Genomic DNA, 13,549 nt, shown 5'->3' on the forward strand with positions numbered 1-13,549 from the left:
AACTTCTGCTATTCACCGCAAACTGCTGAAAGCAGACGGTCGTTGGGGTTACTGTCAGTTTCGTGTTCGCTGCAGAACGTCGCCAATTGATCCTCGAAATGGTGCGAGCGAATGGGGCCGTATCGCTCCGTGAGCTCGCCCGCGTCGTCCAGACCTCCGAAGTGACCGTACGGCGGGACGTGCGCGCACTGGAGGCAGAAGGACTCCTCGACCGCCGGCACGGCGGTGCGGTATTGCCGGGCGGGTTCACGCGGGAGTCCGGCTTTCCGCAGAAATCGCATCTCGCGACCGCCGAGAAGACGGCCATCGCCGATCTCGCCGCGAGCTTCGTCGAAGAGGGCGAAGCCATCGTGGTCGGGGCGGGTACCACCACCCAGGAACTCGCGCGCCGACTCGCGCGGGTCCCCGGCCTGACCGTCGTCACCAACTCCCTTCTGGTGGCACAGGCGTTGGCCCATGCCAACCGCGTGGAGGTGGTGATGACCGGCGGCACCCTGCGCGGCTCCAACTACGCGCTGGTGGGCAGCGGGGCCGAGCAGTCCCTCCAGGGGCTGCGGGTCTCCCGGGCCTTCCTCTCCGGTAGCGGGCTGACCGCCGAGCGCGGGCTGTCCACGTCCAACATGCTCTCGGCCTCCGTCGACCGGGCCCTCGTCCAGGCGGCCGCCGAGGTCGTCGTCCTCGCCGACCACACCAAGCTCGGTACGGACACCATGTTCCAGACCGTGCCCACCGACGTGATCACCCGCCTCGTCACCGACGAGCCCCCGGGCCACGACGACCGTGCGGCCACCGAGTTGCAGGCCCTGGCCGACCAGGGGGTGCAGATCGCCGTGGCCGGCGCGTCGGGAAGCCAGGGGGGTGATCAGGCCTCGGCGCGGGAGCAACGCCGCCGGGACGTACCCCTCCCGGCTCCGCGACGGGGTCAAGTGCCGGGCGGGGGCCCGGGGTTGCGAGCGGCCGGCGTACTCGGCGGCGAGTCGCCGGAGCGCGCGGAACGAGCGGCGAGGGTGGCGGACCTCCGCAGGCGTTGACCAAGAGGACCGCAATAGACCGCAACAAGACCGCAACAGGACCGATGAACCAATAGGCACGCGGAGGGGGCAGCGCCGCCAAGGGCGTGCGGGTGACTACGCCTTCAGTCCTCGCAAGGTCAACGCCAGCAACCGGTCGGCCAGCCCCGCATCCCCAGGGTCCCCCTCCGCCGCGAGCGCGATCGCATGGGTCAGTTGCAGCAGGTCGCCGATCTCGACGTCCTCCCGCACGACCCCGGCGACCTGCGCCCGGGACAACAAGGCGCCCCCGGCCTCCCGGATAGGGCCACTGCACCGGCCCAACGCCGACGAATCGTCATGAGCCACCGCCATCAACGCCCGCGCCAACCCCCGGTACTCACCGGCGTGGGCGACGATCTCCCGCAACCACGTCACCAGCGCCGCACACGGCTCCGGCGCGGACAGCAACTCTCTTGACCGGGCGAGGAGTTCACCCACCGCGTCCTCGAAGACCGCGCTCATCAGGGACTGCCGGTTCGGGAAGTGGCGGTACAGGGTGCCGATGCCTACGCCCGCGCGCCGGGCCACGTCCTCCAGGGACGCGTCCGTGCCGTGCGCGGCGAAGGACACGCGGGCCTCGGCGAGCAGCCGCTCGTAGTTGCGGCGGGCGTCGGCACGCAGGCCCGCCGGCGGCCTGGCTGTGTTGGCCATGGGTCCCCTCCGCCCTCCTCGGCGCGCCGCCGCGTTGTCCCGTCACATTACAGAGGTGCCCGGCGGACAGGCTGTTCCTGTCGGCCGGGCACCTCTCGACGTGCTGCGGGTCAGTCCTTGATCTCGCAGATCGCGGCGCCGGAGGTGACGGACGCGCCGACCTCCGCGCCGAGGCCCTTGATGGTGCCGGACTTGTGGGCGTTCAGCGGCTGTTCCATCTTCATCGCCTCAAGGACGACGATCAGGTCGCCCTCCTTGACCTCCTGGCCCTCCTCGACCGCGACCTTGACGATCGTGCCCTGCATCGGGGAGGCGAGGGTGTCGCCGGAGGCGACCGGGCCGGACTTCCTGGCCGCCCGCCGCTTGGGCTTGGCACCCGCCGCGAGACCGGTGCGGGCCAGCGACATGCCGAGCGAGACGGGGAGGGAGACCTCCAGACGCTTGCCGCCGACCTCGACGACGATCGTCTCGCGGTCGGTGTCCTCGTCCGCCTCGGTGTCCGTGGCGGCGGCGAAGGGCTTGATGTCGTTGACGAACTCGGTCTCGATCCAGCGGGTGTGGACCGTGAACGGGTCCGCGCTGCCGGTGAGTTCGGGGGCGAACGCGGGGTCGGCGACGACCGCGCGGTGGAACGGGATGGCGGTGGCCATGCCCTCGACCTGGAACTCGGCCAGCGCACGCGCGGCCCGCTGGAGCGCCTGCTCACGGGTGGCGCCGGTGACGATCAGCTTGGCGAGGAGGGAGTCCCAGGCGGGACCGATGACGCTGCCGGACTCGACGCCGGCGTCCAGGCGGACACCGGGGCCCGACGGCGGGGCGAACGTGGTCACCGTGCCGGGGGCGGGCAGGAAGCCGCGGCCGGGGTCCTCGCCGTTGATGCGGAACTCGAAGGAGTGGCCGCGCAGTTCGGGATCGCCGTAGCCCAGTTCCTCGCCGTCGGCGATGCGGAACATCTCGCGCACGAGGTCGAGGCCGGCGACCTCCTCGGTGACCGGGTGCTCGACCTGGAGGCGGGTGTTGACCTCCAGGAAGGAGATGGTGCCGTCCTGGCCGACGAGGAACTCGACGGTCCCGGCGCCGACATAGCCGGCCTCCTTCAGGATCGCCTTCGAGGACGCGTACAGCTCGGCGACCTGCTCGTCGGAGAGGAACGGCGCGGGCGCCTCCTCGACCAGCTTCTGGTGGCGGCGCTGGAGTGAGCAGTCACGCGTCGATACGACGACGACGTTGCCGTGGGAGTCGGCCAGGCACTGCGTCTCCACGTGCCGGGGCTTGTCGAGGTAGCGCTCGACGAAGCACTCACCGCGACCGAAGGCGGCAACGGCCTCGCGGACGGCCGAGTCGTACAGCTCGGGGACTTCTTCGAGGGTGCGGGCGACCTTCAGGCCGCGGCCGCCGCCACCGAACGCGGCCTTGATCGCGATCGGCAGGCCGTGCTGCTCGGCGAACGCGACGACCTCCTCCGAACCCGACACCGGGTCCGGGGTGCCGGCCACCAGCGGGGCGCCCGCGCGCTGCGCGATGTGCCGGGCGGCGACCTTGTCGCCGAGGTCGCGGATGGCCTGCGGGGGCGGGCCGATCCAGATCAGGCCGGCGTCGAGGACGGCCTGGGCGAACTCGGCGTTCTCCGACAGGAAGCCGTAGCCGGGGTGGATGGCGTCCGCGCCCGACTCGCGGGCGGCGTTCAGCACCTTCTCGATGTCCAGGTAGCTGCTCGCGGGTGTGTCACCGCCCAGGGCGAACGCCTCATCCGCGGCGCGGACATGCAGAGCGTCCCGGTCCGGGTCGGCGTATACGGCCACGCTCGCGATCCCGGCGTCCCGGCAGGCCCGGGCTACGCGGACAGCGATTTCGCCACGATTGGCGATGAGCACCTTGCGCACGATTGAGGCTCCCTCCTTGAAACAAGCCGAGTTTAGGGACTGCCGACACGACGCATCGACCCGTCCCCAGTGGTGAGCTTGCCCACACGGAGCGTGATGCGAGGCCCGCTCGACCCGCGAAATCCCTTGTCGCACCTCGGTACGCAGGACTCCTCCGTAAAACCCTAGCCCTCCGGTGTGGTCAAGGTCTCTGTGAGAGCGTGCCGCGCGCCACGCCGTTTCTTTGTGGAGTCCCTACGAATGGCCCAATGATTCTTTGCCCCCGCCACAACCCTTGTCCCGTGGTTTACCCGTTAGTAGCGTTCGGGGTGTCTCGAACGGCAGCAGGACGGAAGTGGGTGGGGGCCGGTGGTGCGCAGGCCGGTGGCTTGGATCTTGGCGGTCGTCCTGTTCGCGGAGGCCGTCGGCATAGCGGCGCTGAACTGGTTCCTGGGGATCGTCGTCGACCGCCAGGACATGTCCCTGGCGGGTCTCGACCCGGACGCCATGTCCGTGGGCTCGAAGGCCGGTGGGGTCGTCTTCGGCCTCTACTTCGCCCTGTGCGGTGTGGTCGCCCTGCTCGTCGCGCTGCGCGACCGCGCCCCGGCCGGCCTCGGCCGCGTGCTGCTGATCAGCGTGGCGGTGGTGCACGGGCTGCTGGGCGCGTTCGCGTGGGCCATGGTGGGCACCGGCGCGTTCCTGTTCATGGTCGTGGTGCTCGGCCTGGTCGTCCTGCTGCTGATGACCTACGACCGTCTCGCGGGCCCCTCGGACGCGGCCCCGGCGCCGGAGGGCCCCAAGGACCCAGGGCAGCCGGACAACGATCCGGCCCCGGCCCCGATCGCCCCGCCGCCGGCCCCCAGCCCCTCCTGATCACCCCTCTGGCGGGGTCCACAACTCCGTGATGCCGACGCCCAGTTGGGCCAGCAGGCGGCGAACCAGCGGCAGGCTGATGCCGATCACATTGCCGTGGTCGCCGTCGATGCCCTCGATGAACGGCGCCGAGCGGCCGTCGAGGGTGAACGCACCGGCGACGTAAAGGGGTTCACCCGAGGCGACGTACGCGGCGACCTCGGCGTCGGTCGGCTCGCCGAAGCGGACGACGGTGGACGCGGTCGCCGAGACATACCGGCCGCTCGTCGTGTCGTAGACGCAGTGACCGGTCTGGAGCGTGCCGGCCCGGCCGCGCATCGACTTCCAGCGGGCGGTGGCCTCCTCGGCGTCGGCGGGTTTGCCCAGGGCCTCCCCGTCCAGGTCGAGCACCGAGTCGCAGCCGATCACCAGCGCACCCATGACCTCGGGCTTCGCGGCGACGACGGAGGCCTTCGCCTCGGCGAGGGCGAGCGCCAACTCGGCCGGGGTGGGGGCGCTGACGGCGTCCTCGTCCACCCCGCTCACGATCACCTCGGGGTCGAGCCCGGCCTGCCGCAACAGGCCCAGCCGGGCGGGGGACTGGGAGGCGAGCACGAGTCGGCGGCGCGGCTGATCTGTCATACGGCCAGGGTATCGGCGCCGCCCGCACCGCTCACGCCAGCCCGATCACGATCATCGCCAGCACCATCGCGAGCGCCATGAGAACCCCGAGCCGCCGCAACATCACCTGCATCTCCCGCAGCTCCTCGGGAGGCTCGTCGTCAGGGTCGGACCACAACATGTTTCCGAGCTTGCGGCGACATGGGCGGGGGCGCCTGAGTACGCGTACTCAACTTCTCCGGGGCTCACCAAAAGGGTCCACGGTTCCGTTAAGGTAATGGGGCTGCAGTTCCCTTTGGAGAGGTGTGCCATGTTCACCGCTGCCTGGATCGCGTCCCCCCAGCTCCCCGCCGAGGGCTTCACCCCCAACTGGTCCCGCGAGGGCTTCTGGCGGCAGTCGGTGCGCCAGGTCGTGCGGCTGACGGCGGGTGGGGAGCGGGTGCGGGTGCGGTTCTCGAACGTGTACGGGACCTCGCCGGTGCGGATCGCGGCCGGCTCCGTGGCCCGTGGCGGGGCCGTCGCGCCGCTGACTTTCGGGGGCGCGGCGGTGGGGGAGATGCCGGCGCGGGGGGAGTTGGTGAGCGACGCGGTCCAACTCGCCGTAGCGGCAGGGGAGTCGGTGGCTGTCACCCTCTACTTCGACACGGCGACCGGGCCGGCGACCTTTCACGCGCAGGCCTTCGCGACCAGCCACCGGGGTCCCGGGTGCCTGCTGGACGGGGAGGGGTTCACGGAGTCCAGCGAGTCCTGGTACTTCCTGTCCGCCGTCGAGACCGACTCGGGGCGCACGGACGGGATCGTGCTCTTCGGCGACTCGATCACCGACGGATTCGGCTCGACGCCGGGGGCCGACCGGCGCTGGTCGGACGCGCTGGCCCGGCGGACGGGACGACCCGTGCTGAACGCGGGGATCGGTGGGAACCTGCTGCTCAACGACTCCGCGTGGTACGGGGAGCGGGGTGTGCACAGGCTCGGGCGGGATGTGCTGCGGCTCGCCGGGGTGGACACGCTCGTCGTGCTGCTGGGCCTCAACGACATCGGGTTCAGCGAGACGGACGAACAGCCGACGTACAAGCCGGCGCCGGTGGTCGAGGCGGGTGAAATCGTCGCCGGGTACCGGGAGTTGATACGGCAGGCGCGCGGACTGACCGTGATCGGGGCGACCTTGCTGCCGTTCGGCGGGTCGGACCACTGGGGTGAGCGCGCGGCGAAGGTGAGCCACGAGGTCAATGAATGGGTGCGCTGCTCAGGGGAGTTCGACAAGATCGTCGACCTGAACCGGGTGATGGCCGACCCGGATGACCCGGACCGGCTGCACCCGTCGTACGACTTCGGCGATCACCTGCACCCCGACGACGAGGGGTACGAGGTGATGGCCGAAGCCGTCGCCGACCTTCTTTAACCCGGCCAGAAGGTACGGGTCCACGCACTCGGCCCCGGGTGGGGCAGCCGGGCGGACGCGATGCGGGCCGGGTCCGACCACGCGTCGCGCTGCCTCGGGGCGCCGGGCGGTGTGGCTGCCGCCGCCGCGGCGCGGGCCCTGACCACCGCCAGGGCGGCGGCCAGCTCCTCGGGGGTCGGGTTGCCCCGTACGACCTTGATCGTCACAACGGCTCCTCTACAGGGGGATGTTGCCGTGCTTCTTCGGAGGCAGGGACTCGCGCTTGCTGCGGAGCTGGCGCAGTCCCCGTACGACATGGCGGCGGGTGTCGGAGGGCAGCACCACCGCGTCGATGTAGCCGCGCTCGGCCGCGATGTAGGGGTTGAGGAGGGCGTCCTCGTACTCCTGGATGAGCCGGGCCCGGGTCGCCTCGACGTCGCCGGCCGCCTCCGCCTCGGCGATGGTGCGCCGGTGCAGGATGTTGACCGCGCCCTGGGCGCCCATGACGGCGATCTGGGCGGTCGGCCAGGCGAGGTTGAGGTCGGCACCCAGGTGCTTGGAGCCCATGACGTCGTAGGCGCCGCCGAAGGCCTTGCGGGTGATGACCGTGATGAGCGGGACCGTGGCCTCCGCGTACGCGTAGATCAGCTTCGCGCCCCGGCGGATGATGCCCGTGTGCTCCTGGTCCACGCCCGGCAGGAAGCCGGGGACGTCCACGAAGGTGATGACCGGGACGTTGAACGCGTCGCAGGTGCGGACGAAGCGGGCCGCCTTCTCGGACGCGTCGATGTCGAGGCAACCGGCGAACTGCATCGGCTGGTTGGCGACGATCCCGACCGGACGGCCCTCCACCCGCCCGAACCCGGTGAGGATGTTCGGCGCGAACAGCGGCTGCGTCTCGAAGAACTCGGCGTCGTCCAGGACGTGTTCGATCACCGTGTGCATGTCGTACGGCTGGTTCGCGCTGTCCGGGACCAGCGTGTCCAGCTCGCGGTCCTCGTCCGTGACGGCGAGGTCCGCCTCCTCCGGGAACGCCGGGGGCTCGCTGAGGTTGTTGGACGGGAGGTACGACAGCAACTGCTTGACGTACTCGATCGCGTCCTTCTCGTCGCCCGCCATGTGATGCGCCACACCGGACGTCGAGTTGTGGGTCCGCGCCCCGCCCAGCTCCTCGAAGCCGACGTCCTCGCCGGTGACCGTCTTGATGACGTCCGGGCCGGTGATGAACATGTGCGAGGTCTGGTCGACCATCACCGTGAAGTCGGTGATCGCCGGGGAGTAGACCGCACCGCCCGCGCAGGGGCCGACGACCAGGCTGATCTGCGGGATCACACCGGACGCGTGGGTGTTGCGGCGGAAGATCTCGCCGTACGCCCCGAGGGAGGCCACGCCCTCCTGGATGCGGGCGCCGCCCGAGTCGTTGATGCCGATGACCGGGCAGCCGGTCTTCAGCGCGAAGTCCATGACCTTGACGATCTTCTGGCCGTAGACCTCGCCCAGCGCGCCGCCGAACACGGTGAAGTCCTGGGAGAACACGGCCACGGGACGCCCGTCGACCGTGCCGTACCCGGAGACGACCCCGTCGCCGTACGGACGGTTCTGCTCCAGGCCGAAGTCCGTGGACCGGTGCCGGGTCAGCTCGTCGAACTCGACGAAGGAGTCCTCGTCGAGGAGCAGGTCGATCCGCTCACGGGCCGTCAACTTGCCCTTGGCGTGCTGCTTTTCGACCGCGCGTTCCGAGCCGGCGTGCGTCGCCTCCTGGATACGGCGGTGAAGATCCGCGATCTTCCCGGCGGTCGTGTGGATGTCGATCTCTTGAGGCGCTTCCGGCTCGGACATCGGGATTGCGGCTCCCTGCCTGCTCAAAAGGGGGGACTGTTACTCATCCGTAGAGTAGTGGCGGGTTCACCGATCGGCAGTGCGGCGTACAACACACCTAGGGTGGCTTGCATGACGCCGCGAGATGCCTCAGACGACAGCAGCCGTTGGTCCGATCTGGAACGGCCTCCCCTCAACGCCGGCGCGCTGCGGCGCGGACTCGTGCGGGCGGGCGGGCTGTGGACCGGGGTGGAGGTCGTGCAGCGCACCGGTTCCACCAACTCCGACCTGGTGGCCCTGGCCGCCGCGGGCAAGGCCGCCGAGGGCACCGTCCTGGTCGCCGAGGAGCAGACCTCGGGGCGCGGACGCCTCGACCGGCAGTGGACCGCACCGGCCCGCTCCGGCCTGTTCTTCTCCGTCCTCCTGGAGCCGGGCGACGTCCCCGTGGCCCGCTGGGGCTGGCTCCCGTTGCTCACCGGGGTCGCCGTCGCCACCGGCCTGGCCCGCTCGGCCGGCGTCGACACGTCACTCAAGTGGCCCAACGACCTCCTGGTCACTGTCGGTGGGGAGGAACGCAAGGCCGGCGGCATCCTCGCCGAGCGCGCCGGGGACCAGGCCGTGATCGTCGGCGTCGGCATCAACGTCACCCTGCGCGAGGACGAGCTTCCGGTCCCCCAGGCGGCCTCCCTGGTTCTGGCCGGCGCGGTCACCACGGACCGGGACCCCCTGCTGCGGGCCGTGCTGCGGTCCCTGGAGCACTGGTACGACAAGTGGCGCGCGGCGGGCGGCGACCCGGTGGAGAGCGGCCTCCAGGAGACCTACGCGGCCGGCTGCGCCACACTCGGCCGGACCGTACGGGCCGAACTGCCCGGGGACCGGTCGATCACCGGGGAGGCCGTCGCGATCGACGGGGACGGACGGCTCGTCCTGGCCACGGCGGACGGAGTGCAGGAGCCCGTGGGGGCGGGGGACATCGTGCATCTGCGCCCCGCGTGACCTTGGCCGCTGTGGTGGCCGTCGTGTCAGTGTGACGCGGTCGGTCGTGGCGGGCCTGGTCCGGGTTGTCGGGGTGGTGGATCGTCGGAGTGGTGGTGATGATCGCCGGGGACGTGTGGTTGATCCCGGGCCTTGGCGGACGGAGTGCAGGAGCCCGTGGGGGGCGGGAGACATCGTGCGCCTGCGCCCGGCATGACCCCGGGCGCTCTTGCAACCGTCATCTCCGCGTGACTCACGGAGTGAGCTGGCCCACACCTGCCGTAGCATTGGGCCCGGTCGATACCTGACCGTGGCAGATCGGAAGGGCAGCAGGCGTGACCGTCGACGACACGGGCTCCGGCGCGGACGCGGACGGCCGGGTGGACCCCGATGCCGCCGACGCGGCCGATCCCGGCGAGAATCCGCTCGCGCTGCGTCTCGAAGGACTCATCCTCGGCGCGGAGCGCCGCTACACGCCCTTCCAGGCGGCCCGCACCGCCGGTGTCTCCATGGAGCTGGCCACCCGCTTCTGGCGCGCCATGGGCTTCGCCGACGTCGGCCAGGCCAAGGCGTTCACCGAGGCGGACGTCCTCGCGCTGCGGCGCCTCGCCGGTCTGGTCGAGGCGGGGCTGCTGAGCGAGGCGATGGCCGTGCAGGTGGCCCGCTCCACCGGGCAGACCACCGCCCGGCTGGCCGGCTGGCAGATGGACTCGTTCCTGGAGGGCCTGACCGAGCCGCCGGAGCCGGGCATGTCCCGCACCGAGGTGACGTACCCGATCATCGAGCTGCTGCTCCCCGAACTGGAGGAGTTCCTCGTCTACGTCTGGCGCCGCCAGCTCGCCGCCTCGGCGGGCCGGGTCGTCCAGGCCGGTGACGACGAGGAGATGGTCGACCGGCGCCTGGCCGTGGGCTTCGCCGACCTGGTCGGTTTCACCCGCCTCACCCGCCGCATGGAGGAGGACGAACTCGGCGAACTCGTCGAGGCCTTCGAGACCACCGCCGCCGACCTGGTGGCCGCGCGCGGCGGCCGGCTCATCAAGACCCTGGGCGACGAGGTCCTCTTCTCCGCGGACGACGCCGGGGTCGCCGCCGAGATCGCGCTGCGCCTGATCGAGACCATGGCGGGCGACGAGACCATGCCCGAACTCCGCGTCGGCATCGCCTTCGGCACGGTGACGACCCGCATGGGCGACGTCTTCGGCACCACGGTCAACCTCGCCTCCCGGCTCACCTCGATAGCTCCCCGCGACGCCGTCCTCGTCGACAGCGCCTTCGCCGAGGAGCTGATCCGCAGCGGCGAGGCCCCCGCCTCCGAGGCGGAGGCCGCCGAGGCCGCGGCCACCGCCGAGAAGGAGGGCGAGGAAGCACCGACCTACCGCTTCGCCCTCCAGCCCATGTGGCAGCGCCCGGTGCGCGGCCTCGGCGTGGTCGAACCCTGGCTTCTCACCCGCCGGGACTCGTCACCGGCGTAGAGGCCGGGTCCGCCGCTCAGTGCTGCCCGAGTCCGTTCACGCAGAGCCCGATGATCGGCACGCACAGACCGGGTCGACTCGGCGCCGGGGCAGGGGAGTCGGCGGTCCGGCTGGGTGTCGGAGTGGGGGTCGGCGTGGCGGTGGCCGCGGGCGTCGGAGTCGACGCGGACGTCGACGTCGATGTCGGGCGGGAGACCGGTGCTTGAGGGGCTTCCGCGATGCCGGGCGCCGTCGTTGTCTCCGGGATGGTCGTGGGTGCGGTCGTCGCGTACGGAGTCGGTACGACCCCGGAGGCCATGGTCGGGCTCGCGCTCGTGCCGCCCATCACGGAGGTCGCGGACGGGAACGCCGTCGGGTCGGCGCTGACGGTCGCGGCGGCGTTGGCCGGGCGGTCGGTGCCGTCACCCGTGTCGGCGCCCTGGTCCGGGCGGGGGTCGGCCTCCGCCGTGCCCACCCCGCCGATGCCCGACTCGGGCGTCAGCCGTACGAGGCTCAGCACACCGGCGGCCACGGCGAGCCCGCCGACGGCGAACAGGACCTTGCGGGGCCGGGGCCGGCGGTGCCGTCCGCGCGGGGCCCTGGGGAGGGGTGGTGGCTCTATGTCCGCGGTGTCCTCGACCGGCTGCGCCTTCGTGGTCGTCGTCACGATCCCTCCCCTGTGCTGTGGCGGACGCACGTTATGCGCTTCTACGGGCGGTGCGGCGGGAGTTGGGCGGGATGTCACCCGAACGGGGAGAGCGCGTGCGATGATCGGGACGAGTTCTGTTAACCCACGTTAACCAGGAGGCGGTCATGAGCGAGGAGCGTTCCGGGACCCGGTCCGAGACCCGGTCCGAGTCGCGGTTCGGGGAGTTCGTGCTGGTGCGGCGGCACGAGCACGTCGCGGAACTCGTCCTGGACCGGCCCAAGGCGATGAACGCGGTCTCCACCGCGATGGCCGGGTCCATCGCCGCGGCCTGTACGGCGCTGGCGGCCGACCGGGACGTCCGTGTGACCGTGGTGACCTCGTCGCATGACCGGGCGTTCTGCGTCGGAGCCGACCTGAAGGAGCGCAACTCGCTCACCGACGCGGAACTCGTCCGGCAGCGCCCGCTCGCGCGCGGGGCCTACACCGGCGTCCTTGAACTCCCGATGCCGACGATCGCCGCCGTGCACGGCTTCGCGCTGGGCGGCGGCTTCGAACTGGCCCTGTCCTGCGACCTGATCGTGGCCGACGCCACGGCCGTGGTGGGGCTGCCGGAGGTGTCCGTGGGCGTGATCCCCGGGGGCGGCGGTACGCAGTTGCTGCCGCGCCGGGTGGGTGCGGCCCGCGCGGCCGAACTGATCTTCACCGCACGGCGGTTGGCGGCGGCCGAGGCGGCGGGGCTGGGCCTGGTGGACGTCCTGGTGGAGGCGGGCCAGGACCGTGACGAGGCACTGGCGCTGGGCGCGCGCATCGCCGCGAACTCGCCCGTCGGCCTGCGCGCGGCCAAGCGGGCGCTGCGGCTGGGCCACGGGCTGGATCTGCGGGCCGGTCTCGAGGTCGAGGACGCGGCGTGGCGGTCGGTGGCGTTCTCCGGGGACCGGGCGGAGGGCGTGGCGGCGTTCAACGAGAAGCGCAAGCCGGAGTGGCCCGGCGAGTAGGGGGGCCGCTGCTGACACCTGTTCGCCGCATCAATGTCCCGATATATCCCAAACCTCCCTAGCCTGGAGTGATGGGTGAGGACAGGCGGCTGGCGGCCGTGGTGGAGCTGGCGCAGGGGATGGCCGCGGCGCACACCCCGCGCGAGTCCTGGCGGGCGGCGGCGTCCGGCGCGTGCCGGGCGCTGGCCGGGAGTTTCGCCGCGCTGTCGGTGTGGGAGCGGGAACTGGGGCGGCTGCGGGTCCTGGCCAACGTGGGGGAGCGGGCGGAGGGCGAGGAGGAGTTCCCGGACCGCGAGACCTATCCGGTGCACCAGTTCCCGGAGATCACCGAGTTCCTGCACGAGCGGTGGGCCGGGGGCGGCGAGCCGGACGCGTGGGTCGAGACCGCCGAGGGCCCGGCCGCGGGCAGCCCCGGGTACTGCCATCAGCGGGTGGCGGCGCTACGGCGTCGTGGGCGCGGCTGCTGTGTGGTCGCCCCGATCGTGCTGCACGGGCGGGCGTGGGGGGAGCTGTACGTGGCGCGGCCATTGGGGGCGCCCGTGTTCGACCGGGGCGACGCCGACTTCGCGACGGTCCTCGCCTCCGTGGTCGCGGCCGGGATCGCGCAGACCGAGCGGCTGGAGGAGGCGCGGCGCCTCGCCTTCACGGACGCGCTCACCGGACTCGCCAACCGCCGGGCCGTCGACGTACGGCTCGACGAGGCGGTCGAGCGGCATCGGAGCGAGGGCGTCGTGGTCAGCCTGGTCGTCTGCGACCTCAACGGCCTCAAGCGCGTCAACGACACCCGGGGCCACGCGGTCGGCGACCGGCTCCTGGAACGCTTCGGCTCGGTCCTGTCACTGTGCGGCGCGATGCTGCCCGGCGCACTCGCCGCACGCCTCGGCGGGGACGAGTTCTGCCTCCTCGCGGTCGGGCCGCCCGCCGACGAGGTGGTCGACGCGGCAGCCGAACTGTGCCGCCGCGCCGCCGAGTTGGAGTTGGGCGAGGGCGTAGCCTGCGGCGTCGCGTCCACCGAGGACCCGATCGGCCCGGTCCGCTCGGCCCGACGCCTCTTCCGCCTCGCGGACGCGGCCCAGTACCAGGCAAAGGCCCTCCGCGCCGACAAGCCGGTCGTCGCCGGGCGGGACGGCCCGGACGATCCGGTGGTACGGCTGGCGGACACGCCGTCGCCGGAGATGCCGGCGGAGCGGCGGCGGTTCCGGGGGCGGCGGACGTGAGGGTGTGGGGGCGGGGGGGCTTGTT

General features: G+C 71.9%; 14 protein-coding genes. 7 read left to right on the forward strand and 7 right to left on the reverse strand.

Annotated elements, in window-relative coordinates; all coding sequences use genetic code 11:
- Window positions 1-62 precede the first annotated feature (62 nt).
- The gene (locus AB0M63_RS02895) at window positions 63-1,031 is read left to right on the forward strand and encodes a DeoR/GlpR family DNA-binding transcription regulator (protein WP_355903236.1); all 969 of its coding nucleotides are present in this window, start codon (window positions 63-65) and stop codon (window positions 1,029-1,031) included.
- 96 nt (window positions 1,032-1,127) lie between these two features.
- Here the strand turns inward: AB0M63_RS02895 and AB0M63_RS02900 are convergent, their stop codons facing one another.
- Window positions 1,128-1,703 (reverse strand): helix-turn-helix domain-containing protein, encoded by a 576-nt coding sequence (locus AB0M63_RS02900; RefSeq protein ID WP_355903239.1) that lies wholly within the window; start codon window positions 1,701-1,703, stop codon window positions 1,128-1,130.
- 110 nt (window positions 1,704-1,813) lie between these two features.
- Window positions 1,814-3,586: a biotin carboxylase N-terminal domain-containing protein gene (locus tag AB0M63_RS02905; RefSeq protein ID WP_355903242.1), complete on the reverse strand. Its 1,773-nt coding sequence runs from the start codon at window positions 3,584-3,586 to the stop codon at window positions 1,814-1,816.
- 348 nt (window positions 3,587-3,934) lie between these two features.
- Here AB0M63_RS02905 and AB0M63_RS02910 point away from each other — a divergent pair, with 348 nt between their 5' ends.
- Window positions 3,935-4,438, forward strand: a complete 504-nt coding sequence (locus AB0M63_RS02910) for a hypothetical protein (RefSeq protein WP_366018146.1) — start codon at window positions 3,935-3,937, stop codon at window positions 4,436-4,438.
- On the opposite strand, the gene AB0M63_RS02915 is transcribed toward AB0M63_RS02910, so the two are convergent.
- Together AB0M63_RS02915 and AB0M63_RS02920 are read right to left on the reverse strand one after the other, a co-directional pair.
- Window positions 4,439-5,059: a nucleoside triphosphate pyrophosphatase gene (locus tag AB0M63_RS02915; protein ID WP_366018147.1), complete on the reverse strand. Its 621-nt coding sequence runs from the start codon at window positions 5,057-5,059 to the stop codon at window positions 4,439-4,441.
- Window positions 5,060-5,090: 31 nt separating this feature from the next.
- Entirely contained in the window at window positions 5,091-5,219 is a 129-nt protein-coding gene (locus AB0M63_RS02920) for a hypothetical protein (RefSeq protein WP_355903251.1), read from the reverse strand.
- 129 nt (window positions 5,220-5,348) lie between these two features.
- On the opposite strand from AB0M63_RS02920, the gene AB0M63_RS02925 reads away from it, so the two are divergent.
- A complete protein-coding gene (locus tag AB0M63_RS02925) occupies window positions 5,349-6,440 on the forward strand; it encodes an SGNH/GDSL hydrolase family protein (protein WP_366018148.1) in 1,092 nt (363 codons plus the stop codon).
- On the opposite strand, the gene AB0M63_RS02930 is transcribed toward AB0M63_RS02925, so the two are convergent.
- Entirely contained in the window at window positions 6,437-6,646 is a 210-nt protein-coding gene (locus AB0M63_RS02930) for an acyl-CoA carboxylase subunit epsilon (protein WP_355903257.1), read from the reverse strand. The genes AB0M63_RS02925 and AB0M63_RS02930 overlap by 4 nt on opposite strands.
- Window positions 6,647-6,656: 10 nt before the next feature.
- Window positions 6,657-8,258, reverse strand: coding sequence for an acyl-CoA carboxylase subunit beta (locus AB0M63_RS02935; RefSeq protein WP_366018149.1), 1,602 nt, complete (start codon window positions 8,256-8,258; stop codon window positions 6,657-6,659).
- A gap of 111 nt (window positions 8,259-8,369) precedes the next feature.
- Here AB0M63_RS02935 and AB0M63_RS02940 point away from each other — a divergent pair, with 111 nt between their 5' ends.
- Window positions 8,370-9,233 (forward strand): biotin--[acetyl-CoA-carboxylase] ligase, encoded by an 864-nt coding sequence (locus AB0M63_RS02940; RefSeq protein ID WP_355903263.1) that lies wholly within the window; start codon window positions 8,370-8,372, stop codon window positions 9,231-9,233.
- 314 nt (window positions 9,234-9,547) lie between these two features.
- A complete protein-coding gene (locus AB0M63_RS02945) occupies window positions 9,548-10,684 on the forward strand; it encodes an adenylate/guanylate cyclase domain-containing protein (protein WP_355903266.1) in 1,137 nt (378 codons plus the stop codon).
- 16 nt (window positions 10,685-10,700) lie between these two features.
- Here AB0M63_RS02945 and AB0M63_RS02950 read toward each other — a convergent pair whose 3' ends face one another.
- On the reverse strand, window positions 10,701-11,330 hold the full coding sequence (locus AB0M63_RS02950; RefSeq protein WP_355903269.1) for a hypothetical protein: 630 nt from the start codon (window positions 11,328-11,330) through the stop codon (window positions 10,701-10,703).
- Window positions 11,331-11,476: 146 nt separating this feature from the next.
- On the opposite strand from AB0M63_RS02950, the gene AB0M63_RS02955 reads away from it, so the two are divergent.
- Together AB0M63_RS02955 and AB0M63_RS02960 are read left to right on the forward strand one after the other, a co-directional pair.
- The gene (locus AB0M63_RS02955) at window positions 11,477-12,307 is read left to right on the forward strand and encodes an enoyl-CoA hydratase-related protein (RefSeq protein ID WP_355903272.1); all 831 of its coding nucleotides are present in this window, start codon (window positions 11,477-11,479) and stop codon (window positions 12,305-12,307) included.
- Window positions 12,308-12,378: 71 nt separating this feature from the next.
- Window positions 12,379-13,524 carry a sensor domain-containing diguanylate cyclase gene (locus AB0M63_RS02960; RefSeq protein ID WP_366018150.1) on the forward strand — a complete coding sequence of 382 codons (1,146 nt, stop codon included), beginning with the start codon at window positions 12,379-12,381 and terminating at the stop codon, window positions 13,522-13,524.
- Window positions 13,525-13,549 lie beyond the last annotated feature (25 nt).

This window comes from Streptomyces sp. NPDC051576, assembly GCF_040681835.1.
In the GTDB taxonomy this organism is placed as follows: Bacteria; Actinomycetota; Actinomycetes; order Streptomycetales; family Streptomycetaceae; genus Streptomyces.